The following is a 22,496-nucleotide window of genomic DNA, read 5'->3' as shown; positions in this document are numbered from 1 at the left end:
CGGTTCAGACGACGATCAATATTCAGTTAAAGAGTCGAATTACGCCTGATCATAGTCAAATTTATCCTCCTGAATTTGAATTCGCTCCTCGAAATCAGAGGGTCGGGACTCTGGTTTGCCGCATCCCCGAGGAACGTCCTGAACCCAGCGAGATGCTTGGCCAAACTGAAGGCGGACAATCCTGCGGAGCGTCTTCTCCGCTGCGGAAATAAAGGATGCTGAGGTAGCGGTTCAGAAGCGTCAATGCCTAGATAAAGCAGATAATCCTCAAAACAATGGTCAAATTTCGGGCTGAGCTCCACGCTCGGGGATGAAGAGCCAGGCCTACGCCATTCCCAGCGGCCAAGCCCATTCTTGACGAAGTAAGCAAGACAACCAGGCGCTTGAGGAGTCTCTGTTACCTCATTAATTGAAATCTTCGTATACCTCGCGAAAGCCATGTGCATCAGGACTTCCCGTGGGTTTAGCCCCTTGAGCCCAGCTTCAGCCACACGGTTAAAAACCCACTGCATTTCATGATCGCTGAGGGCGTCTTTACCCAAGACCGAAGTCATCGAGGCGGCGACTTCCCCCACAGTGAAACTTTTGCCCTTTGGAGCGCACGTCCATAAATGAGCATTGCAAAAATGGAAGAAGCCAGCGGCCCAATTATAATTTCGCCGAATCATATGCAGGACACTGGCCTGAGTAACGCCCTCGATGCTTTTCAGCTTGAGCTGGTACGGCCTCCATCTCTGATTTGGCTCCCATTCGCTGAAGGGCAATAACGAACTTTCGACAAAGCGTGAACAGGCCTTTGCACCGATCCAGTTCGCCGGTGGATGGAGTCTGAAGCGGAGATAGTCGATAAATTGCTCGTCAGTCCAATCACGCAAAGATATGCCTTGGAGGAAGCTCCAGTTGAGCATGGACTCAAGATGATGAGTCGCAACATTAAAGTCCTTCTGGGGATTATTCCAGGAAGGCGCGATGGCGCGTATATACCAGGAGCCAAGGCGAATCATAGAGAAAGGCTCGCAGTCGGCACCGAAACCTTTCAGATAAGCCAAGGCGTAACGGTTTTCAGGGAAACACTCCGTATACGGATCCCAGAGATGGTATGGCGGAAAAATTGGGCATGGGATAGCCGGTTCAGCCATGCAACCCTCGATGAGCTAAAGTGAGTGGCTAGGCGTGTGAGGCCGTCATCAAGGTTTAGCCCATTCTGCGGATGATTCAAATGCTGGCTGCTGGGAGATGTGCGAGGAGGCTCGTTTACACGACGTGAACAAGCATGACGGTAGGGTAAGCTCGGGATTTGCAAAACCAGGCTTGATATCTAGGACGAGGATTGGGAGCTAATGCATTGATAGGGTTGAAGCTCTGGGTTTCGGAAAACGAAGCTATAGGTTGGTGGAGGCGGCTAAGAGGCTGGTCGGCTTTATAAACATATCGTTTAACATAATATACATTATGTGTAGCCAATGATCAGATCAGGTGGCGCCCAAGTGCAGGCTTTCTCGCTGTGCTACCCGCTGTCAGCCACGGCCCAAAACTTCCATACGTGACAGCGACACTGAACTTCGTCAGTTGGCAAAAGCTTCCTGGAACACCAGCGCGTTACCCGCATTGGCAAACGGAACATTTGAGGTATGGCTAAGGACAAAATTCACGAACAGATGAAACAGCTCGGATTGGCTGGAAATGCCGAGCTTGAAATACAGGTGCTTGCGGTGGTTTTTTACCGTGCCCTCCGCGATACCAAGGTGCAGTGAAATCGAAAGGCTGGAGTGTCCACGCAGGATCATGCTGACGATCAATTGTTCACGGGGGGTTAGCTGATCAGCGGCGAATCGCGAAAAAGCGTTGTTCAAGTGCTCTTTCAAGGCCGATGCACTGTCGTCGTGATGAGCGCAAACACCTTGATAGTGGCGTTGCAGCAATACATCGACCATCGCACGGCAGCCCTGTAAACCTTCGAACTGCAAAGCGGAAAACGTCGGAGAAGCGTTCTGTCGCATCAGTGAATAAGCAAGATGACCGATGCCCGGCAATGCGGAGATGAAGACAATTTCTTCCGCCAATGTACCCGACTGCATGGAAATACAAGGATGCACGTCAGGGGAATTGAAGTAATCACCCTCGAAGAAAGCATCAGGGGCCAATTCGCTCATGCGATAAAGTCCGCTCGCTTGGCCATGAGCGCAGGCGGTATAAACCGGGTCCAGCAAATACGTACCGTTAAGATAGCTGTGCATCGCTCCCGGTTCGCAAATACCTTGCAGATTGTTGTGCAGTAACACTGGTGAGCCGTCCACTGGGTAAAACAGCACGCAGCTTTGGTCGAAATTCACAACGGTCCACAAAGCCTCATCCAACTGTCGGGCAAAGCCATCACACTGCAGCAATGCGACCAAGCCGGGCGTCGCGCAGTGCCATGCATCAAGGACGGGCGCGGCATCCATGCCACTTCTGCCATCCGGAACTGAAATTGCCATGCCATCCCCTTGTCTTTATCCAGTGCGCCCTACTTGTGAGCGCACCCTTAACCCAGCGATAAAGAGCAAGCATATTTCCTGCCACGATTGATTTAAACCGCTGAAAAACCGTTGTCCACAAACAGCTGCGCGCCACTTACAAACGAAGCATCGTCGCTGGCTAAGAACAATGCGGCCCGTGCGACCTCCTCCGGCTCGCAAAGCCGCCCTTGCTGCAACTTGATCGCCGCTTCACTGGCATCCACGCCCATCAGTTGCAAGTCGCGCAGTTCCCGCTCGCCGTGAGGGGTACGGATAAAACCCGGGGCGACTGCGTTGCAGCGAATGCCACGATCACGAAACTCGACGGCGATGGCGCGCGCGAACATCTGGCATGCGCCCTTGCTGGCGTTGTATACGACCTCGCCTGGGGTCGCATACTGCGCAGAGATCGACGAAGTGCATACAATACTGCCCGAGCCTTTGGCAAGCATCTGTGGAAGCACCGCCTGTGTGACCAGGTACATGCTCTTGACATTCACGGCCATGAGCCAGTCCCACTCATGCTCCTGCACGTCCAGAAAAGGTTTCACGATCAAGGTGCCGGCGTGGTTGAACAGCACGTCCGCCGGACCGAACTCTGCCAGCCCTCGGGCGATAGCCTCACGAACCTGAACGGCTTGCGAGACATCGGCGCCCAGCCCCAATGCTTGACCGCCTTCGGCAATGATCTGCGACGCCAGGTTGACGGCGGCCTCCCCATTCAAGTCGATAATGATCACCTTGGCCCCTTCTACCGCGAACAACCGGCTTGCTGCCGCGCCGCATCCACCGGCGCCGCCGGTGACAATGGCCACTTTTCCGGCCAGACGGCCCTTGTCTCTGGATCGTTCAACACTAGTCATTGCGGATTTCCTTCACGACCGCCACTTACGGCGAATGCTTCTTCAGGTGACAACACCAGGCGATGACGACGATAGAAAGCAAAGTAGGCAATCCCGATCAGGTACCAGCAGGCAGCAGCGAGGGTCGCCCATTTATAGAGAGGATCGAGAAACTGATAAATCAGTGTCGCGGTTGCAATGATGATCACCGCGACGGCTCCGAATATTCCGTAAGGGCTGCGATAAGGCCGATGCAAATTAGCGAAGGAGCGCTTCAAGCGAATGTAAGCGACGCTTTGCAAGATGTAGGAAATCATTCCAGCGAACACGATCATACTCACCAGAATTCCGCCCATTAGTGCGTTGTTATCCTTGCCGAAAGTAAACCAGCAGAGCATCAGGATACCCAGTGCAGCCAGCGCCCCGGTAGCCAGTGCAATATTCGGCGTATTGCGGGTCGGGTGCGTAACCGATAGCCCGGTTGGCAAGTAACCGGCACGCGACAGCGAGTAGATATTGCGTCCTGCGGCAAAGCTGCCCGCCAGGAACGACGCCGCCAACCCCAGCACTGCCACCGCTGACAACAGCTTGCTTGCGGTATGCCCGAAAATTTCCCGGAAACCATCAAGCAACGGTTCCGAAGACGTACTCATGAAGAAGCTGCCGCCGCCGATCGATGCGCTGAAAAACAACACGCCCAATGCCAATACCGCAAGAATCACCGTGCCCCAGACCAATGCCAGCGGCAAATGCCGGGTCGGGTTATGCGACTCCTCGGCAGTCAGTGGCAATTGTTCAATGGCCAGAAACATGTAGACGGCAAACGGCAATGCAAGCATGACGCCGGTTAGTCCGAACGGTAGCCATGGTCCGTTACCGCCCTGCACTTCGACCGACTTGCCTGTGGCGTCGGCGGCAAGGTTCAGGGCATTGCCGGTGAAATCCATATGCGGGTAAGCCGTAATAAAGAACACGACCAGCACGGATACCGCCGCGATGGTAATGAGCACGACCGCGCGCATCGACACCCCCAAACCCCGGTTCGAAAGCACCAGCATGCAGGCATAGCCGACCACCCACCAGACAGGTTGCCATTCGGGGCCGGTGCCGAAAATTGCAGTCAGGTAGGCCCCCATGAAAAACATATTCCCCGCAGGGGCCAGGATGAATTCGATGTTCTCCGCAAGCCCCGTACTGAATCCCCCCCACGGGCCCATTGTCGTGCGAGCAAAAGAATAGGCACCGCCGGTATGCGGTAGCGCAGCCGCCATTTCGCCGATTGACGAGCAAAGAAACAGGTACATGACGGCGATGATCAACAAGGCCAAGAACATGCCACCGAAACCTTGAGCCAAACCAAGGTTCCAACCGGAATACTGCCCCGCCACCACCGCACCGACACCGAGAATCAGCAGAGTGAAAAACCCTGCGTGACGCTGCAGACGACGCTGTTCAAAGTAACCGTTTTCTACGCTCTGGTAGCTGATTCCTGATGGATTGGCTGCCGCCGTCGCCGTCATCGGCGCTTTTGTTGTCGTTCTGTCCACGCGGTGATCCTCCGATATCTCGTTCAGGGCAAACTCCCCGTACGTCATCTTCGAATGCACCACGTAAGCTGCCTATGTCTCCAAGGGGACATGTCGACGCACTCATCAATCTCCCCTTGTCAGATCCTGTAATAAATCGTTCCGTATGAAGTATTGGAAACCGTTGTAGGATTTCTTCCCCAATCATTTCCAGGTCTGTATGAACACCCTCCAGGAACCTCCCAGTCGCCCTTCAAAGAACCGTTTTCTCTCCTGCGCCCCAGCGGCCTGCATACGCTCGTTGCAGCCCCCTTCCCTCGCATTGATCGTCCGAGGGAGCGAATAATCCATGGAATGGATCGTTGACCCTACGGCATGGCTGGGCCTGCTGACGTTGATCGTGCTGGAGCTGGTGCTCGGCATCGACAACCTGGTATTCATCGCCATTCTGGCCGACAAACTGCCGCCCGAGCAGCGCGACCGTGCCCGTATCATCGGCCTGTCCCTGGCGTTGCTGATGCGCCTCGGCCTACTCGCCAGCATCTCCTGGATGGTGACGTTGACCAACCCGCTGTTCGAGGTCTTCGGCAAGACGTTCTCGGGCCGGGATTTGATCATGCTATTCGGTGGTGTGTTCCTGTTGTTCAAGGCGACCATGGAGTTGCATGAGCGACTCGAGGGCCATGTGGCGCAACGTTCCGGCAATGCCGCCTATGCGATGTTCTGGCCTATCGTTGCGCAGATTGTGGTGCTCGACGCGGTCTTTTCCCTGGATGCGGTGATCACGGCCGTGGGGATGGTGGAGCACCTGTCGGTCATGATGATCGCGGTGATGTTCTCGATCGGCTTGATGATGGTCGCGAGCAAGCCGCTGACGAAATTCGTCAACGGCCACCCTACCGTCATCATGCTGTGCTTGGGCTTCCTGATGATGATCGGCTTCAGCCTCACGGCTGAAGGCCTGGGCTTCCACATTCCGAAAGGTTACTTGTACGCCGCGATTGGTTTCTCGATCCTGATCGAACTGTTCAACCAGTTGGCGCGCTCGCGCCGCAAGAAAAGCCTGCAAGGTCTTCGGCCGATGCGCGAGCGTACCGCCCATGCGGTGTTGCGCCTGCTGGGCGGCCAAAAGCTGGGGGCCGATGAAGTCGGCGAGGAAATCGCCGACATGCTGGAAGGCGATGAACCGGAGCAGGTTTTCCATCGGCGCGAACGGGTCATGATCAGTGGCGTGCTGCAATTGGCCGAGCGCCCGATACGCAGCGTGATGACGCCTCGTGCGCAAATTGACCACCTCGACTTGGCAGACGCTACGCAAGACATCCGTACGGCGCTGATGCACTCTTCTTACTCGCGCTTGCCGCTGATCCGCGAAGGACGCGTGGATGAACCGCTAGGCTTTGTCCATAAGAAAGAACTGCTCAAGGAAATACTGGCGGGCAATCAGCCGAACCTGGAAGTCATGGCGCGCAAAGCCATCAACCTGCTCGACAGCTTCACGATCCTCAATGCACTGGAGCAAATGCGTAAAGAGTCGACCCACATCGCGTTCGTGGTGAACGAGTTCGGTGACTTCGTCGGCCTCCTCACCATGACTGACATCCTGGAATCCATTGCCGGTGAACTGCCGGATGCCAGTGAAATCGAAGGCCCGAATATTGTTCCCCAGCAAGACGGTTTCCTGGTCAGCGGCGCCCTGAATCTCAGTCAGGTCCGCGAACACATCGGCTTCCAGGCGAAAGCGACAGAGGATTACCAGACGCTGGCTGGTTTGGTAATGAGCCTGCTGGACCGCTTACCGATCATTGGCGACACGCTCAGTTGCCAAGGATGGAGCATGACCGTAATGGAGGTTGAAGAACGTCGAGTGACCAGGGTGCTATTGCGTCAGGAATAAGCACAGAACGAGGCCGCATTTGCGGCCTTGTTCATTCTCCCCTTGCCTGCCCCAGCGCTTACTGCGTCTTGATGAATTCCAATACGCTGCTTTTGCCGATAAATTGCAAACGACCGTTGCCAAGATGACAAAGCGGCATTGAACGTCCAGCAACACATCGCCGATGCAACTGAAAGGAGCCGTGACGGTGAGTGTCGATATCGATTGCGTAGTCGTGGGTGCGGGTGTCGTCGGTCTTGCCGTCGCGCGGGAAATGGCCCTGGCAGGTCATGAAGTGCTGGTGATTGAAGCCGGAGAAGCGATTGGTATCGGCACAAGCTCGCGTAACTCGGAGGTGATCCATGCCGGGATCTACTACCCGCCCGGCAGCCTCAAGGCCCAGTTGTGCGTCGAGGGCAGGCATGCACTTTATGCCTACTGCGATAGCCATGGGGTCAGCACACGTAAAACTGGAAAGCTGATCGTCGCCAAGGATGAAGTGCAAGTTCGCCAACTGGAGGTCTTGCTCGAGCGAGGACTGGTGAATGGCGTGGAGGATCTACGCCTGCTCGATCGTGAGCAGGCCCTCGCGCTGGAACCTGCGCTTGAATGCATCGCCGCTTTGTATTCGCCGTCGACCGGCATCGTGGATTCCCATGGGTTGATGTTGGCGTTGCAGGGCGATGCTGAAGCGGCGGGCACCACCATCGCGTTCTACTCGCCCCTGATCAGCGCCCAGGTCACCGCTGACGGTTTCCTTCTCAATGTCGGAGGGGCGGCACCGATGGCGCTGTCCTGCCGCCTGCTGATCAACGCGGCCGGCCTTAAAGCGCCTGCATTAGCCAGGCGCATGGAGGGCTTGGCGCAACAAACGGTACCCCGGGATTACCTGTGCAAAGGCAGCTACTTCAGCCTGGCCAAGCGCGCGCCCTTCACACATCTCATCTACCCCGCGCCGGAGGCCGCCGGCCTCGGGGTTCACATGACCGTGGACCTGGGCGGCCAAGCGCGTTTCGGCCCGGATACCGAATGGGTCGAGACCGAGGACTATCGGGTCGATCCATCGCGGGCCAATGCCTTCTATGCAGCGATTCGCAGCTATTGGCCCGGTTTGCCGGACAACAGTTTGCAACCCGGGTACAGCGGGATTCGCCCGAAAATTTCCGCACCTGGCGAACCTGCCAGCGACTTTCTCATCAGCAGTGAACGGCTGCATAACCTTCCGGGATTGATCAATCTGTTCGGGATCGAATCGCCTGGGTTGACCTCTTGCCTTGCCATTGCCAAGCGGGTTCGGGGGCTGCTTGAGCGCTAGCCGCCGATTTTTTTCCGAACCATCTTCATCAGATTTTCACCGACACCCTTGATGCTTTTGTTCTGCGAAACGACCTGGGCCCCCTCCATCAGATAAGTGAGTTCCATCGCAGCTTCGTTCGATTCGGGCAAATCGGCCGCGACACAGAGATCCACCAGTCGGAGGAACTGTCGCTTTTTATGCGCTTCGATGAGTTGGCGCGCAGGATTTCCTGGCTCGGGTAGCTCCGCCAGTGAATTGGTAAACGGACAGCCCCTATAAGACGCTGCCGAAAGATCCTGGGCGATGAACTCGGCAAACCCGAGAATCTGCGCCTTTGCATCGTCGGCGTACTGTGCCGAAAGCGCGTCGAATATCTCGGAATATTTATCGACGAGCAGCCTTAGCCACTCCAGCACCAGCGCGTCTTTCGAATCGAAATGCCGGTAGACGGTCATCTTGGTCGACTTGGCCTTTGCCGCGATGGCGTCCACCGTCACCCGACTAATGCCTTCATTGAAAAACAGCTCCTCGGCTGCATCGAGAATCCTTTCTCGGGGAGCTAACTGTGGAATTCGTTCGGGCCGCATGGTGTTCTCCGCTTGACATCGATACTTAACGGTATCCTACTATACCTATGGGTATCGTTCGATACCGACAAGTAATCATACCGCTTTTGCCAGGTAGATGGCTCGGAGAACGCGATGAGAACCACTGAATACGCCGAATACGATGCAATGGGCCTTGCTGAGCTGATCAGCAGCGGTCAAGTCACTCAAGCCGAAGTCAGCGCTGCGGCCCTGTCCGCCATTGAGCAGCTCAATCCAAAGATCAATGCGGTGGTTGAGGTTTGGGGAAATGAACCTCAGGCAGCTACCGGGCCATTCAAGGGCGTGCCGTTTCTGGTCAAGGACTTAGGGCTGACTGCCAAGGGGCACCTGAATGAGCTGGGCAGTCGCTTGGCGACCGGGTGCATTGCCGTTGAGGACTCTAACCTGATGATCCGCTTGCGACAGGCAGGCCTCGTGACCATCGGCAGAACCACCACTCCGGAATTGGCTGCCAGTACAACCACTGAATCCGTATTTTCGGGCCCTACGCGCAACCCATGGGATTTGAGTCGCAGCGCGGGTGGATCGAGTGGTGGCTCGGCCGCTGCCGTAGCCGCCGGCCTGGTACCTGCGGCGCATGCCACCGATGGCGGTGGTTCTATCCGCGTACCATCAGCCGCTACCGGACTATTCGGACTCAAGTCCAGCCGGGGCAGAATTTCAATGGGGCCTGCGGTGGACGAGGTATGGGCCGGGCTTGCCGTGCACGGTGTCGTCAGTCGAACCGTGCGCGACAGTGCCGCTTTACTGGACGCAACCAAAGGGGCTGCTGTTGGTGATCCCTTTGAGATTGTTAAGACGCAACATTCCTATCTGGCGGAAACGACTCGCGAGCCGGGATCCCTACGGATTGGCCTTCTCCGGCATCCGCTAAACGCCACTCGTTGCGCCGAACCGATCGCAGAAGCGACCCGCAATGTTGCGGTCCAGCTCCAAGGCCTGGGTCATAGCGTGGAAGAAGTCCGTCTGGACATTGGTCTGAGCTGGGACGGCTTTATTGAAATGAATGCACGGTTCTGGTCAGCCAATACCGCTGCCTGGATCAATGCCATCGCTGCAGGAACAGGCCGCCCCATTGATGCCACCACGCTTGAACCTGCCACGCTTTCGTTGCATCAGATGGGGAGTCGACTCACCGCCATCGATTTGCTTGAGGCCATGCATTCGAGAAATCTTGTGACCCGTAGCATGGGTCACTTCTTCTGCAAATACGACGTCCTGTTGAGTCCGACGCTGCCAGCACTGCCCCCTGCAATAGGCAGCTATAACGATGGGCAGCAGCATCTGGATGGCAGAGGCTGGATAGATCGCGTATTCACCCACTCCCCTTTCACCGCGTTAGCGAATGTCACTGGGTCCCCTTCTATGTCCATGCCATTGGCGTTTGATCCAGAAAGTGGCCTACCTATAGGCATGCAGTTCTCAGCGGGCTTTGGTCGAGAGGACTCACTGCTGCGTCTGGCAGGTCAGTTGGAGCGAGCCTTGCCTTGGGCAGCACGCAAACCTGAGGTTTGGGCTGGAAAGCTGTAGCCGGGTGGGTATCTCTCAGCATTAGCGTGCTAGCCGATAGCCGGCTAGCAGATCTGACTTTTTAGAAGCCGCCGAGAAAACGCTCAGCACACGGGATTGCGCAGGTCATGACTCCTGCAGCCTGCGCAACTCACCGCCCTCCGCCTTCAGACGCTCCAGATACGCGCCGGCATCCAACAATTGATAAGGGAAATAAAGCCCTGGCGGAGTCGGTGACTGGCCGTCCAACCCGAGCAGCCGTTCCAGCGTCATGGCGACGCTGAGGCCGGTCAAGGGTGCAGCACCCGCCGGGTGGATGACTGCATGACGTGTATGCAGCGGTTCGCCCTTGAGGTCATCGCCAACGAGTTCGATGATGATCTCGGTAGACATCGGCCTACCCTGGCGTCGGCTTGAGCTCACCGCGGTGGCCATGTTGAACTGGACATTCGGTGCACCCGTCGCCGCCGCCAGGCCAACGACATCAATGGACGAGAAGCCCCAAGCCTCGATTTGCGTACCATCCACCGCATGGAATCCGGCCTTGGACTCCTCCCCTTCGCGCCAGACGAACACACCGTCGCGTCGTGTCAGCGCGGCGGGCAGCATTTTGTTCAGGTGTTCAAAGTCGGTGGCGACGGTCGGGCCGCCGGTGTCCTGCTCATCGACCAGCGCGTTGATACGGATATCGTGGACTCGGCTGAATGCCTGGGCAATGCTCAGTGTCGACACTGTTGTCGCGCCTGCCATCCATTCGTAACCCAGGACAATGGGCGAGGCGTCAGGCCTGTGCATGTACGTCGCGATTTCCGGCGCGATCTCGAAAACACCGGAGGAAATGCTGAGATGCGGCACGCCGCGTTTCTGCGCAAACCGCAACCCGGCAATAGCGTGGTCCATGTAAAAGACCACGACGGCGCTGACCGGGCGATCGCCGAGGCCCAGGTCGTCTGCAGCGGAATCAATCACCACGCCCTGCGCCCCGCCAATGTGCTCCGCGGCACGCTGAGCCTTGGCAAGGTCGCGACCACCGATCAACAGGGGTACGTCGGGATGAGCAGCGCGCAGCGCCCGGGCGGTGTGGTGGCCAATGGCGCCAGAACCGCCCATTAGCAAGATAGGATCAGGTGACATAGTGTGTTCTCCTTGTCTCTGGTTTAAACCTACTTTCAGTAGGTAAGCTAACACAACATCACGCACCTCAACCTACCATTGGTAGGTTTTTATCGAGCAGGAACGAAAACGTGCAGAACAACACTGAGCAAAGCGCTATCAGTTCCCCTCCTCGCCGGCTTTCGAAAGCCGAACGGCGGCGACAGTTGCTGGATACCGCGTTATTGATCGTGCGCGAGGAAGACGCGGATCGCTTGACCTTGGGGCATCTGGCCGTTCGCGCCGGTGTATCCAAACCGGTGGTCTACGATCATTTCGGCACTCGCTCGGGGCTGTTGATCGAGCTCTACAAGTGGATCGATACCGAGCGGGTCACCGCTTTTCGTGACGCCATGTCCAAGACTGCGCGCAGCCTGGAGGAGACAGCGCTGGTCCTGGCCAGCGCCTACATTCATTGCGCAGCCGATAACACCGACGAATTCCATGCCGTGGGTGCAGCCCTGGCAGGCAGCGAGGAGAAGGCGGCGGTATTCCAGGAGCTTCTGGATAACTGTGTGCAGATGTTCATGTCTGTGCTCGAACCTCATACGATGTGGTCAGCGGACGAACTTGAGCGATGCTGCATTGGCCTGGTTGGCGCGGGAGAAGCCCTGTCCGGCGCATTGGTACGGGGGCGGCATGGCGAAGACGAGGTCATCGGAACCTTCGCTTCACTGATTCGAAGCGTAGTAGAACCGACAGGGGCGCAGCGTTAGTCGCTGCCCTAACGGCCCCGGGATGCTTACTGTCCGATTGGCTGCTGTGGTGTTCAACGCAGCTTCAAATACACCCCAGCCAGCCCGTCCTGTGAATCCGGCACCGCGTTGTAGCCAATGACCGCAAAGCCTTTCACCAATTGAATGTGATACGGCCCATTCTTCTCGCTGGCTTGCGGCTCGCGCACAATGATCAGGTTGTCGGTGTCCATCGGCACGATGTGATGTTCGGCCACGTTGTTCTTCGTGGTCACGGTGAACTCGGCGACTTCTTTCCCATTGGCGTCGCGGTCCGGGAGGATTTTCAAGTCCAGATCCGCGTCGTGCCCCGGGGCATCCTGGCGCATCCGGTAATGGCCGCCGCGCTGGTCAGCGTCGACGTCGTCGATTTTCTCGACATCCAACTCCCGTTCTTCGTCATGTAGCAGGATTGCCCGTTGGCGGTCGTCGCCCTTGGCATCGCTGATCCACGTGCCGGTGAAAAAATAGGGCTCGACGTTTTCCCGGGAGATCCGCCAGGTACCCGTTTGACCACCGTCGCCGGCATATTCATGGAGGCTGATAAGGCCATCGTCAGCGTCTTCCCGAATGCCCAGCAGCTTGATCGGTTCGCTATTGTCCGCCTGGGTATAGCGCACTTCGCCAATGATCACGGCGCCCTGCGCCTGATACCAGAGCGCTACCGGGGTCTTGGCGTCGAGGGTTCCGGCAAGAATCACCGGATCCTCCTTTTCAGGCCCTTCCAGGCGCGATTGTTCGTGCCACTGGCCCTCTTTCAATTCACCCGTGGTGCGCAGCGTGTAACCGCCGGGCATGCTGGTGTTTTCGCCTGGCTCGGTGGGCTGGATTTGCTCCTCGGTGCTCGAATAGAGCAGCACCAACTCGTCGCCATGCATTTTCCAGTGGGTGGCGCGCGTCCAGCAGCAGTCGCGGTCGGTTTGCGAAAGCAGGATGCCGTCCAGCGGGCTGACGGAGAACATGCCTTTGCTGTCCTCCTTTGCCAGGTTCGTCAGGGCCGGCTTGAGGGCCCATTGGGTTTTCTGCGGGTCTTGCAGGTAGACGTCGAATGTCGGTTTGTAGCTCGCCTCGGGATCATTGCCGTTGCGAATCGCCAAGTCCTGGCGACCGTCGAAGTTGAAGTCGTCGAAGTACAACAGGCTCTGGGGGCCAAGTAGCCAGTTATCGACCTTACCGTTGCGGTCCACGGGCACATTGCCGGCGGGCGTCTGCAATTGCTGCAGGGCTTCGAGGGTTTTGCCGTCGCGCACGGTAATGAACGCTTGTGCCAGCTGATGAGGATCTTCCGGCGGCTCCGGGAACAGCACTTCGATCAGGTACTGACCACTGCGATCATTCACCGAAAACGCCCGCGGCTCGGCCATGACCGAGGCTGCCAGAGCCGTGGAAAGAAGCACACTGCCGACAAGCGAACGCATCCATCGACTTCCTTGCTGAATTCGGGGCCGCAGTTTAGCGACAACCGTGACTCATCGCGAGACGACTGTTGCTATCAGATAGGCCCGGACTGTAACTGACGCCCTCCTTGCCCTTCGCTTACTGTCGTGACTCATCCCACGGAGTGATCCCCATGCCGGATACCGCCAATCTCTACCTGTTCGTGGTCGCTGTCGTGCTTCTGCTGATCGTTCCGGGGCCCAACATGGCCTTTGTCACCAGCCATGCGTTGGCCCATGGCTGGCGTGCCGGCGTCGCAGCCGCCCTCGGCATTGCCTTTTCGGACGCGCTGATGACGCTGATGGTCAGCGCTGGCATTGGCGCGCTGGTCATGAGTTGGGCGCCAGCGTTCGATGTGCTGCGCCTGGCCGGGGCCGGTTATCTGCTGTGGCTGGCCTGGCAAGCACTGAAAACGCCGGCAGCGACGCAGGATAGCCAGCTCCAGGCGGCTTCGCTGTGGAAAACCTTCTGCCGAGGCGCCCTCAACAGCCTCTTGAATCCCAAGGCGCTGCTGTTCTTCATGGTGTTCCTGCCCCAGTTCGTCAACGTCAAGGCCGGCGGCGTGGGCCTGCAGTTGATCTTCCTTGGCGCCTTGCTGGCACTGATTGCACTGGTCTTCCATACGCTGCTGGGTGTTGGCGCCGCACAGCTCAGGGCAAAACTGGCAAGCGGTGGGATTTCAAGACGCCTGGGCACCTATGGTTTTGCCGGGGTCATGGCAGCGCTGGCGGCGCGCCTGTTGTTTCTTGACCGACCGCTTTGACCTGCGGCGCCCCTGTGCCAGCCGTTGTCCTATGCTTACTCGACCTATTGCCGGAGCTGGATCAATGTCGCTCTCCGAAACCACCCTCCTCCAAAGCTGGCACCACAATGCCCAAGCCTGGATCGAAGCCATCCGCACCGGCGCCATCGAAAGCCGTCAGACGGTCACCGACCAGGCCATGCTGCTGGCAGTACTGAGCCGTCAGCCCGAGCGCGTGCTGGATCTGGGTTGTGGCGAAGGTTGGTTGTTGCGGGCGCTGACTGAACGGGGCGTCGAGGCGGTGGGTGTGGATGGTGACGCGACGTTGGTCGAATCGGCCCGGGCGTCGGGATCCTCGCCGGTGCATCTGGCAAGCTATGACGCGCTGGTAGAGGCGAAGGTGGACGTCGGCAGCGGCTACGACCTGGTCTGCGCCAACTTCGCCCTGTTGCATCAGGACATCATCCCGCTGCTCGCCGCCATGAACGCCTTACTCAGCCCTGGCGGTGCACTGGTGATCCAGACGTTGCATCCCTGGACCGTGGCGGCGGGCAATTATCAGGACGGCTGGCGGGAAGAGACCTTCGATGGGTTCAAAGGTCAATGGCAGCCGATGCCGTGGTACTTCCGCACCTTGTCCAGTTGGCTCAATGCCTTGGACATGGCTGGTTTTCGACTGGTGGGCCTGCAGGAGCCGCAGCACCCGCAAAGCCCGGTGCCGCAGTCACTGCTTCTGGTGGCCGAACAATCCCCGTCATGGCGTTAGCGACTCGACGGCCCCCCCTTCGGTGTTACCGGAATATCTTTACCACAGCGCCACCGTATAGCTGACGATCAGCCGATTCTCATCCAGGTCATTGCCAAAATTCGAGCGCACGGTCGCGTTGCGCCATTTCAAGCCCAGCCCCTTCAACGTGCCGTCTTGCACCACATAGGCAATGTCCGTGTTGCGCTCCCATTCCTTGCCTTCGCCTGCGGCGCTGCGCTGGACGTTGTCGCCAGTGATGTATCGAGTCATGAAGGTCAGCCCGGGCACGCCAATGGCCGCGAAGTTGTAGTCATAACGCGCTTGCCAGGAACGCTCGTCGATGTTGGCGAAGTCGCCGATCTGCACGAAGTTGACCAGGTACGGATCGCTGCGGCCGATGTAGGGGAACGGATCGTCGCCGCTCATGCGCTGATAGCCCAGGCCCACGGCATGGCCCGCCAGGCTGTAGGTGAACAAGGCGCCGAAGGCCTGGTTGTCGAGATCGCGGAAACTGCCGTCTTCGGCGCTGCGCGAGTAACGCACGTCACTCTTGAATGACTGGCCTGCGCCCAGGTCCAGGGTGTGGACGAACCCGAGGTAGTTTTGCTGGTAGATATCCTGCAACTGGCTATAGCGGTATTGCGCCGTGAGGTTCGGCAGGAACTGATAGTCCGCCCCGGCGAACTGGAACTTGTCACTGCTGCCACCGATGCGGTTGGCGGTCATGTCCTGGTAGTCGGTGGAGTCGACAAAGTTGATCTGCGTGAGTTGCCCAGCGGTCAGCTTCAAACGATCGACTTCCTGCACGCTCAGCAACCCACCCTTGAACGTTCCCGGCAACAGGCGCGTGTCGTTGGAACTCACCGCCGGGTCCTTGATCTGCAACGTCCCCAGTTTCAAGGTGCTATTGGACAGGCGCACCTTGGCGGTCAGGCCCAATTCGCCATAACGGTCCTGGGAACCGCCCGACAAATCCGCTGGCAACAGATTGGTGCCGGCCGTGCCGCCGCCGGAGTCCAGCTTGAAACCGGCCATGCCCAAGGCATCGAGGCCGAAACCCACGGTCCCGGCGGTGTATCCCGATTCCATCCGCAGCAGAAAACCCTGGGCCCATTCCTCGGCCTTGTCCCGTGCCCCTTCCTGGCGAAAGTCGCGGTTGAAGTAGAAGTTGCGGGCCTCCAGGCTGCCTTTGCTGTCGGCGATGAAGTCAGCCTGGGCGCACGGCACGCCGATCAGGCTCAAGCCGAGCAAGGTGCCCGCCGAGGTGCAGGTCCATCGAGGGAATGTGGCATGTTGCATGGCGCGCTCCTTTTATGGGCGCGAGCGAACCCGCCAGGGCTGTGCGCACGCCTCGTTATTGTTGTCATGGGGATACCGGCGCAATGGGCCTGCGTCGTGGAGCGGATTCTTGGTGCCGGATCCGCGCAGCGTCAAACGGGAAAAAAGCCGCATCGGGCATAAGAAAATTTGATGCGCCCGATGGCCCGATCTGGAGTAACAATTGCAATCAATAAGAACCACACGTCCCCAGAGAGCCTTCATGAACCTCAAATTCCTCGAAACCTTCGTCTGGGTCGCCCGGCTGCAAAGCTTCAGCCTCACCGCCGAGAAGATGTTCAGCACCCAGGCGGCGATCTCCAGCCGGATCGCGTCACTGGAAGAGGAACTGGGCTTGCGCCTGTTCGTGCGGGATTCCCGCGGCGTCTCGCTGACACCCGAAGGCCTCAAGGTGCTCGACTACGCGCAACAGATGCTCGACGTCCAACGGGCGCTGAAGCAATCACTGGACACCAGCAGCCCCCAGCAAGGCCTGGTGCGCATCGGCGTGATGGATACGGTGATCCACACCTGGCTCAGCCCATTGATGTCGATGCTGATGCAGGCCTTTCCCGCCGTGGAAATCGAAATCACCGCCGATGCCGCACGCAACCTTTGTGAGCAATTGCAGAAAGGCTACCTGGACATCGTGTTCCAGACCGATCTGGTGCGCCACGAAAGCGTGCGCAATCTGGAACTGGGGCACTACCCCATGCATTGGATCGCCGCCAGCCAGTCGATCTATGCCCGCCCCTATGGGTCGTTGGCGGAGATGGCCAGCGAGCGCATCATCACCTTCGTCAAGCATTCGCGCCCGCATCAGGACGTGCTCAACCTGCTGTACGCCCATGGCGTGAGCGCGCCGCGGGTCAGTTGCGTCAATTCGGTCTCGGCCATGACCCGGCTGATTCGTGACGGTTTCGGCATTGGCGCCTTGCCGGCCGCGCTGGTGGCCAAGCCCCTGGCCAGCGGCGAATTGATCCCGCTCGAACCCGGTACCGCCCTGCCCCAACTGGACGTCGTTGCGTCCTGGCGCGCTGGCGTCGGCCTGGAGTTGATCGAGAACATCGTCCAGATGAGCCGCCAGGTGGTCAGCCAGTACGCCGTCGATGTCGGGCCGTTGCGCATGGTGGCCGCCCCCGGCCTGAACAGCCAGGCGCCTCTCGAATAACTTTTAGTTGTCGCGGGGTACCAATATTCCTTGTTGGACGTCCTCACCACGCTGTTCTCAAAGTAGCGAACGAACACCTGGAGAACCCGTGATGACGTCCTTCGAACAACTGCAGCAATGCACGCCTCTCGTCCTGCGCCAAAGCATCGCCGCCGGCCAGTACCAAGGCCATACCAGCGGCCTGGGCCAGGGTCGCGTGCAAGCCAATATCGTGATTCTGCCCGGCGACTGGGCCAATGAATTCCTGCGCTACTGCACCCTCAACCGCCAGGCCTGCCCGGTGCTTGACGTGACCGAACCAGGGGATCCGTTCTTCCGCAACCTGGGCGCCGCCATCGATATCCGTCATGAAGTGCCTCAATACCGGGTCTATCGCCACGGCGAGTTGAGCGAATCGCCGCTGGACATTGAACACCTGTGGCAGGACGACCTGGTGGCCTTCGCCCTCGGTTGCTCGTTCTCCTTCGAACAACCCTTGCTGGAGGCCGGCATCCGTTTGCGGCACATTGAACTGGGGCGCAATGTCGCGATGTTCCAGACCAACATCGACACGCGACCCACCGCCCGCCTGTCTGGCAAGATGGTGGTGACCATGCGGCCGATGAAAGCCGCCGCGGCCATCCAGGCGATCCAGATTACCGGGCGCATGCCCAATGTTCACGGCGCCCCGGTGCACATCGGCGATCCATCACTGATCGGCATTCGATCCCTGGCCACGCCGGACTACGGCGATGCCGTACCGGTGGAAGCGGACGAGATCCCAGTGTTCTGGGCCTGCGGCGTGACGCCTCAATCGGTGGTCCAGGCCTCGCGCCCACCGCTGTGCATCACCCACGCCCCGGGTTGCATGCTGGTGACGGACTTATGGAACAGTGATTTGTAGGCCTCGAACGAGGCTGCTTTCCGACTTGAAGGGATACACGATGAATACTGCTCAGTTCTCGATTCAACAGTACATCCGTGCCAAGGACGGCAATCGCCCGCACCTGCTGGACCAGGCCTTTACAGCGGCTGCCATCCTGGACATGGTCGTGCACACCGGCGCCATCACGTTTCCCGACCACGTTGAAGGCCGTGCCGCCATTGGCGATGTGCTGGTCAGTCGCTTCGGCCAGACCTTCGAAAACGTCTACACGTTCTGCCTGGCCGCCCCTCCGCCGGCAAACGCCGAGGCGTTCCAGTGCAAATGGCTGGTGGCGATGTCAGACAAGAACAGCGGCGAGGCGCGTGTCGGTTGCGGCCTGTACGACTGGCAGTTCGATCCGCAGTCGCAACGGGTCGAGCGATTGACCATCACCATCGAGCACATGAAGACCCTGCCGGCGACCGATCTGCCGACGATCATGGCCTGGGTATCGAGGTTGGATTATCCATGGTGCCGGCCCGAGGCGATTATTGATAACGCGCCGGATTTGGACGAATTACTAGAGGTAGTCCGCTGCTTGGCTAATACCGGAGCAGTGAAGAAAATGAAGCCCGCCTAGGCAATTGTGACGAGGGGATTTCTCTGTGGGAGCAAAGCTTGCTCGCGATGCAAAGGCCTCGGTTCCTAGGGAGACCGCGTTATCTTCATCGCGGGCAAGCCTTGCTCCCACCGGGTGGGGTTACTCCCGTCGCCACTGTTTCTATGCGCCCATGACTGTCCCAAGGAACCGCCCCCAGTGAACATCAAGTTTCTCGAAACCTTCGTCTGGGTGGCCCGGCTGAAGAGCTTTCGCCTCACCGCGGAAAAGCTGTTCACCACCCAGGCCTCCATTTCCAGCCGGATCGCAGCCCTGGAAGACGAAATGGGCGTGCGCCTGTTCGTGCGCGACTCCAAAGGGGTGTCGCTGACGTCCGAAGGCCAGCGCGTGCTGGAATACGCCGAGCGCATCATGGACACCATGCAAAGCATGAAAGCCGTGATCAAGGATCCGCGCCAGGTGCGCGGCCGGATCCGCATCGGCGCGATGGATACGGTGATCCACACCTGGCTCAGTCCCTTGGTGACACGCCTGATGGAATGCTACCCGGCCCTGGAAATCGAACTGTCGGCCGACACCGCGAGCAACCTCTGCTCACAGCTGGAAAAAGGCTACCAGGACATCATTTTCCAGACCGACATCCTGCGCCTGGACAGCGTGCGCAATGCATTGCTGACCCGTTATCCGATGCACTGGGTGGTGCGCACCGGCTCCGCCTATGACCGAACCTATGGGTCACTGGAAGAACTGTCCCAGGAACGCATCGTAACGTTCTCACGCAACTCACGGCCTCACCAGGACATCCTCAACCTGCTGCACTCGGCCAACATCGTCTCGCCACGCATCAACTGCGTGAACTCGGCCTCGGCCATCACCCGTCTGGTTCGCGACGGCTTTGGCATCGGCGCCATGCCCGCGGCGCTGGTGGTCGGCGAACTGGCCCAGGGTACATTGACCTTGGTGGACGGCGTGCCGCTGCCATCGGTCATGGACATTGTCGCCAGTTGGCGGACCGGCGCCGGAATGGAGCGAGTGGAAGACATCGTCAGCCTGACCCGGGAGGTGGTCGGCGAGTTCGTCGCGCAACTGCCAGCCGCGTACCGATTGGCGGGGCAAGACTTCAGCGGACTGTAAGTGAACTGCAATATCCCCGACTTATTCTGAACCAAGCGCACTGCGGCGAACGCTGGTTGTGCATGTCGCTCGCTCGGAATGATCCAGGGAATCCGCCATGAAGATCAGTGTATTCGGAAGTGGTTACGTAGGGTTGGTGCAAGCCGCCGTGTTGGCCGAGGTGGGTCATGACGTGGTGTGCATGGACATCGACGAGCGCAAGGTCGACAGCCTTCGGCAAGGCCAGGTGAGTATTTTCGAGCCCGGCCTGGCCACGCTGGTGCGCGAAGGGCTGGAGGCCGGGCGTTTGCACTTCACCTGTGACGAACAGCTTGCCGTGCAACACGGTCAGGTGCTGTTTATCGCCGTGGGTACGCCCTCCCGGGACGATGGCAGTGCCGACCTGAGCCAGGTGCTGGCCGTTGGCGAGGCTGTCGCCCGTTATCGCGAGCAACCGCTCATTGTGGTGGAGAAGTCCACCGTGCCGGTGGGCACCGGTGACGTTCTGCGGGCGCACATCGACAGATACCTGCTCAAGGCCAGTCGCTTGCTGCAGTTCGATATCGTCTCCAACCCCGAATTCCTCAAGGAAGGCTCGGCCGTCGCCGATTGCCGTCGTCCGGATCGCATCGTGATCGGCTGCGAGCGCGATGAAGTGCGCGAAACCATGCGCGACCTGTACGCACCGTTCAACCGCAATCACGATCGAGTCCTGTTCATGGACCTTCGCAGCGCCGAGCTGACCAAATACGCGGCCAACGGCATGCTGGCGACCAAGATCAGCTTTATCAACCAGATCGCCGAGCTGGCCGAACACCTGGGGGCCGACATCGAGTCCGTACGCCTGGGCATCGGCGCCGACTCGCGCATCGGCTACCACTTCATCTACCCGGGATGCGGCTACGGCGGCTCGTGCTTTCCCAAGGACATGCGCGCCTTGATACACACAGCCGAGCAGGCGCACTGTTCCAGTGACCTGCTGCAAGCGGTAGAGGCCATCAACGGTCGACAGAAACACAAGCTGTTCGAGCGGATCAACGCGTTCTACCAGGGCGACCTGCGCGGCAAGACCTTCGCGCTCTGGGGCCTGGCCTTCAAACCCAACACCGACGACATGCGCGATGCTCCGAGCCGTACCCTGCTGGAGTCGCTCTGGGCTGCGGGAGCCAGTGTCCGCGCCTTTGACCCCGAGGCGATGCAGCAGACGCAACTACTCTATCCCGACGAACCCCGACTCATGCTGATGGGCACGCCGGAATCGGTGCTGCCGGGAGCCGACGCGCTGGTCATCTGCACCGAATGGCAGCCCTTCAAGGCGCCGGACTTCGAGCTGATCCGGCAGCGACTCAAAGCCCCGGTGATTTTCGACGGTCGTAACCTGTTCGACCCGGAACGCATGGCCGACAAGGGCTTTACCTATTTTCCGATGGGCCGCGGCCAGTCACGCAACCTGCCCATTGCCCAGCAAACGTGGTTCCCCGCCTCGAGAAGCGCTTGAGCCTGACCGTTACCTCAAAATTAATGCACTCAACCAGCATTAATATGAATTTGTAAGCAAGGGTTGTGACCGGCACACTGTGTACCGTTCCTCCCCCAACTGTTGGAACACTTAAAGGGCTTTCTGGGATTTTCCCGTAAGCCCCTTTTTTTGTTAGTTTTTTGGATTCTCGCTAAATGCTTTCTCGCTGGTTTCCCGCCGCTATCAATACCCGCCCCACCGAATGGAGTCGCGCCGCCCTCGGCATGGCGCTGGGGACGATGTTCAGTGTCTGGCTATGTGGCCAGGTCTTTGGCCTTGAGGTGGCGCAACACCTGATCGGCCCCCTCGGCGCTTCGGCCGTGTTGTTGTTTGCCGTGTCCTCGGGCGCCCTCGCCCAGCCCTGGTCGATTGTCGGCGGTTACCTGTGTGCGTCGGTCGTGGCGCTGCTGGTGGCCCACGTATTGGGGCGGGCGCTGGGCAGCGCCTGCCTGGCGGCCGGCATGGCGCTGGTGTTGATGTGCTGGCTGCGTTGCCTGCACCCACCGGCAGGCGCCCTGGCGGCGACCTTGGTGCTGGCGGATCCGTCCATCGTTGCCCTGGACTGGCAGGCGGTCGGCGCGGCCATGTTGGCCGGCTCCGGGTTGCTCGCCTTTGCGCTGGCCTACAACAACCTGACGCGGGTGCGCTATCCCAAGCGCGCCAGCGAACCGGCGGCCGTCATACCGGCTGACCATCCTCCCGTCGACCGCCAGGCCATCACCGCCGAAGACCTGAAATTGGCCCTGGCGGAAATGGAGGCCTTCTTCGACGTCACCCCGCAAGATCTCGAACAATTGATCCAGGCCAGCGAGCGAAATGCCAAGCGCCGCAGCATCGCGGAGGTTCTTTCCGGTCGCGGTTGAGGCTGTGGCTGCTATAAATATGCAGACAGGACCTGCACGTATCCCGGTTGTGCAAGGCAAATTTGCACTGGTACGATCCTG

General features: G+C 59.0%; 20 protein-coding genes. 12 read left to right on the top strand and 8 right to left on the bottom strand.

From position 1 onward, the window contains the following. Positions 1-26: 26 nt before the first annotated feature. From IB266_RS04050 to IB266_RS04035, 4 genes are all read right to left on the bottom strand, one after another. Positions 27-1,139 (bottom strand): hypothetical protein, encoded by a 1,113-nt coding sequence (locus IB266_RS04050; protein ID WP_192260259.1) that lies wholly within the window; start codon positions 1,137-1,139, stop codon positions 27-29. Between the two features lie 426 nt (positions 1,140-1,565). Next, positions 1,566-2,477 carry a helix-turn-helix domain-containing protein gene (locus IB266_RS04045; RefSeq protein WP_192260258.1) on the bottom strand — a complete coding sequence of 304 codons (912 nt, stop codon included), beginning with the start codon at positions 2,475-2,477 and terminating at the stop codon, positions 1,566-1,568. Between the two features lie 92 nt (positions 2,478-2,569). Beyond that, the gene (locus tag IB266_RS04040; RefSeq protein ID WP_192260257.1) at positions 2,570-3,361 is read right to left on the bottom strand and encodes an SDR family NAD(P)-dependent oxidoreductase; all 792 of its coding nucleotides are present in this window, start codon (positions 3,359-3,361) and stop codon (positions 2,570-2,572) included. Continuing rightward, a complete protein-coding gene (locus tag IB266_RS04035; RefSeq protein ID WP_192260256.1) occupies positions 3,358-4,887 on the bottom strand; it encodes an amino acid permease in 1,530 nt (509 codons plus the stop codon). The genes IB266_RS04040 and IB266_RS04035 overlap by 4 nt, the downstream gene beginning before the upstream one ends. A gap of 328 nt (positions 4,888-5,215) precedes the next feature. On the opposite strand from IB266_RS04035, the gene IB266_RS04030 reads away from it, so the two are divergent. Together IB266_RS04030 and IB266_RS04025 are read left to right on the top strand one after the other, a co-directional pair. Further along, positions 5,216-6,763: a TerC family protein gene (locus IB266_RS04030; protein ID WP_192260255.1), complete on the top strand. Its 1,548-nt coding sequence runs from the start codon at positions 5,216-5,218 to the stop codon at positions 6,761-6,763. A 187-nt stretch (positions 6,764-6,950) separates the two neighbouring features. After that, complete coding sequence (locus IB266_RS04025; RefSeq protein ID WP_192260254.1) at positions 6,951-8,057, top strand: NAD(P)/FAD-dependent oxidoreductase; 1,107 nt, start codon at positions 6,951-6,953, stop codon at positions 8,055-8,057. Here the strand turns inward: IB266_RS04025 and IB266_RS04020 are convergent. Next, the gene (locus tag IB266_RS04020) at positions 8,054-8,626 is read right to left on the bottom strand and encodes a TetR/AcrR family transcriptional regulator (protein WP_192260253.1); all 573 of its coding nucleotides are present in this window, start codon (positions 8,624-8,626) and stop codon (positions 8,054-8,056) included. The two genes, IB266_RS04025 and IB266_RS04020, sit on opposite strands and share 4 nt — an antisense overlap. Before the next feature lie 114 nt (positions 8,627-8,740). Between IB266_RS04020 and IB266_RS04015 the strand changes: the two genes are divergently transcribed. After that, positions 8,741-10,177, top strand: a complete 1,437-nt coding sequence (locus IB266_RS04015) for an amidase (RefSeq protein ID WP_192260252.1) — start codon at positions 8,741-8,743, stop codon at positions 10,175-10,177. Positions 10,178-10,282: 105 nt separating this feature from the next. On the opposite strand, the gene IB266_RS04010 is transcribed toward IB266_RS04015, so the two are convergent. Further along, on the bottom strand, positions 10,283-11,290 hold the full coding sequence (locus IB266_RS04010; protein WP_192260251.1) for an NAD(P)-dependent oxidoreductase: 1,008 nt from the start codon (positions 11,288-11,290) through the stop codon (positions 10,283-10,285). Between the two features lie 110 nt (positions 11,291-11,400). On the opposite strand from IB266_RS04010, the gene IB266_RS04005 reads away from it, so the two are divergent. Next, positions 11,401-12,024 (top strand): TetR/AcrR family transcriptional regulator, encoded by a 624-nt coding sequence (locus IB266_RS04005; RefSeq protein WP_192260250.1) that lies wholly within the window; start codon positions 11,401-11,403, stop codon positions 12,022-12,024. Positions 12,025-12,077: 53 nt separating this feature from the next. Here the strand turns inward: IB266_RS04005 and IB266_RS04000 are convergent, their stop codons facing one another. Beyond that, the gene (locus IB266_RS04000) at positions 12,078-13,460 is read right to left on the bottom strand and encodes an XAC2610-related protein (protein ID WP_192260249.1); all 1,383 of its coding nucleotides are present in this window, start codon (positions 13,458-13,460) and stop codon (positions 12,078-12,080) included. A gap of 152 nt (positions 13,461-13,612) precedes the next feature. Between IB266_RS04000 and IB266_RS03995 the strand changes: the two genes are divergently transcribed. After that, on the top strand, positions 13,613-14,242 hold the full coding sequence (locus IB266_RS03995; protein WP_192260248.1) for a LysE family translocator: 630 nt from the start codon (positions 13,613-13,615) through the stop codon (positions 14,240-14,242). A 64-nt stretch (positions 14,243-14,306) separates the two neighbouring features. Beyond that, positions 14,307-14,987: a class I SAM-dependent methyltransferase gene (locus IB266_RS03990; protein ID WP_192260247.1), complete on the top strand. Its 681-nt coding sequence runs from the start codon at positions 14,307-14,309 to the stop codon at positions 14,985-14,987. A 39-nt stretch (positions 14,988-15,026) separates the two neighbouring features. Here IB266_RS03990 and IB266_RS03985 read toward each other — a convergent pair whose 3' ends face one another. Then, positions 15,027-16,268 (bottom strand): OprD family porin, encoded by a 1,242-nt coding sequence (locus tag IB266_RS03985; RefSeq protein ID WP_192260246.1) that lies wholly within the window; start codon positions 16,266-16,268, stop codon positions 15,027-15,029. A 241-nt stretch (positions 16,269-16,509) separates the two neighbouring features. Here IB266_RS03985 and IB266_RS03980 point away from each other — a divergent pair, with 241 nt between their 5' ends. The 6 genes from IB266_RS03980 (at position 16,510) to IB266_RS03955 (ending at position 22,415) form a co-directional block, all read left to right on the top strand. Beyond that, positions 16,510-17,457, top strand: a complete 948-nt coding sequence (locus IB266_RS03980) for a LysR family transcriptional regulator (protein WP_192260245.1) — start codon at positions 16,510-16,512, stop codon at positions 17,455-17,457. A 91-nt stretch (positions 17,458-17,548) separates the two neighbouring features. Continuing rightward, positions 17,549-18,340, top strand: a complete 792-nt coding sequence (locus tag IB266_RS03975; RefSeq protein WP_192260244.1) for a putative hydro-lyase — start codon at positions 17,549-17,551, stop codon at positions 18,338-18,340. 40 nt (positions 18,341-18,380) lie between these two features. Beyond that, on the top strand, positions 18,381-18,941 hold the full coding sequence (locus tag IB266_RS03970; RefSeq protein WP_192260243.1) for a hypothetical protein: 561 nt from the start codon (positions 18,381-18,383) through the stop codon (positions 18,939-18,941). A gap of 177 nt (positions 18,942-19,118) precedes the next feature. Next, positions 19,119-20,054 carry a LysR family transcriptional regulator gene (locus tag IB266_RS03965; protein WP_192260242.1) on the top strand — a complete coding sequence of 312 codons (936 nt, stop codon included), beginning with the start codon at positions 19,119-19,121 and terminating at the stop codon, positions 20,052-20,054. Positions 20,055-20,151: 97 nt separating this feature from the next. Then, the gene (locus IB266_RS03960) at positions 20,152-21,531 is read left to right on the top strand and encodes a UDP-glucose dehydrogenase family protein (RefSeq protein ID WP_192260241.1); all 1,380 of its coding nucleotides are present in this window, start codon (positions 20,152-20,154) and stop codon (positions 21,529-21,531) included. A gap of 176 nt (positions 21,532-21,707) precedes the next feature. Continuing rightward, the gene (locus IB266_RS03955; RefSeq protein ID WP_192260240.1) at positions 21,708-22,415 is read left to right on the top strand and encodes an HPP family protein; all 708 of its coding nucleotides are present in this window, start codon (positions 21,708-21,710) and stop codon (positions 22,413-22,415) included. Positions 22,416-22,496 lie beyond the last annotated feature (81 nt).

The sequence above is a fragment of the Pseudomonas sp. Pdm06 genome (genome assembly GCF_014851795.1).
In the GTDB taxonomy this organism is placed as follows: Bacteria; Pseudomonadota; Gammaproteobacteria; order Pseudomonadales; family Pseudomonadaceae; genus Aquipseudomonas; species Aquipseudomonas fluorescens_AA.
Note: the sequence above shows the minus strand (reverse complement) of the source record. Positions and strands in the feature narration are given on the sequence as shown.

Excerpts from the sequence above, each read along its gene's own strand:
- IB266_RS04050 (WP_192260259.1), bottom strand. The coding sequence starts at position 1,139 with ATGGCTGAACCGGCTATCCCATGCCCAATTTTTCCGCCATACCATCTC.
- IB266_RS04045 (WP_192260258.1), bottom strand. The coding sequence starts at position 2,477 with ATGGCAATTTCAGTTCCGGATGGCAGAAGTGGCATGGATGCCGCGCCC.
- IB266_RS04040 (WP_192260257.1), bottom strand. The coding sequence starts at position 3,361 with ATGACTAGTGTTGAACGATCCAGAGACAAGGGCCGTCTGGCCGGAAAA.
- IB266_RS04030 (WP_192260255.1), top strand. The coding sequence starts at position 5,216 with ATGGAATGGATCGTTGACCCTACGGCATGGCTGGGCCTGCTGACGTTG.
- IB266_RS04020 (WP_192260253.1), bottom strand. The coding sequence starts at position 8,626 with ATGCGGCCCGAACGAATTCCACAGTTAGCTCCCCGAGAAAGGATTCTC.
- IB266_RS04015 (WP_192260252.1), top strand. The coding sequence starts at position 8,741 with ATGAGAACCACTGAATACGCCGAATACGATGCAATGGGCCTTGCTGAG.
- IB266_RS04010 (WP_192260251.1), bottom strand. The coding sequence starts at position 11,290 with ATGTCACCTGATCCTATCTTGCTAATGGGCGGTTCTGGCGCCATTGGC.
- IB266_RS04000 (WP_192260249.1), bottom strand. The coding sequence starts at position 13,460 with ATGCGTTCGCTTGTCGGCAGTGTGCTTCTTTCCACGGCTCTGGCAGCC.
- IB266_RS03995 (WP_192260248.1), top strand. The coding sequence starts at position 13,613 with ATGCCGGATACCGCCAATCTCTACCTGTTCGTGGTCGCTGTCGTGCTT.
- IB266_RS03990 (WP_192260247.1), top strand. The coding sequence starts at position 14,307 with ATGTCGCTCTCCGAAACCACCCTCCTCCAAAGCTGGCACCACAATGCC.
- IB266_RS03985 (WP_192260246.1), bottom strand. The coding sequence starts at position 16,268 with ATGCAACATGCCACATTCCCTCGATGGACCTGCACCTCGGCGGGCACC.
- IB266_RS03980 (WP_192260245.1), top strand. The coding sequence starts at position 16,510 with ATGAACCTCAAATTCCTCGAAACCTTCGTCTGGGTCGCCCGGCTGCAA.
- IB266_RS03975 (WP_192260244.1), top strand. The coding sequence starts at position 17,549 with ATGACGTCCTTCGAACAACTGCAGCAATGCACGCCTCTCGTCCTGCGC.
- IB266_RS03970 (WP_192260243.1), top strand. The coding sequence starts at position 18,381 with ATGAATACTGCTCAGTTCTCGATTCAACAGTACATCCGTGCCAAGGAC.
- IB266_RS03960 (WP_192260241.1), top strand. The coding sequence starts at position 20,152 with ATGAAGATCAGTGTATTCGGAAGTGGTTACGTAGGGTTGGTGCAAGCC.
- IB266_RS03955 (WP_192260240.1), top strand. The coding sequence starts at position 21,708 with ATGCTTTCTCGCTGGTTTCCCGCCGCTATCAATACCCGCCCCACCGAA.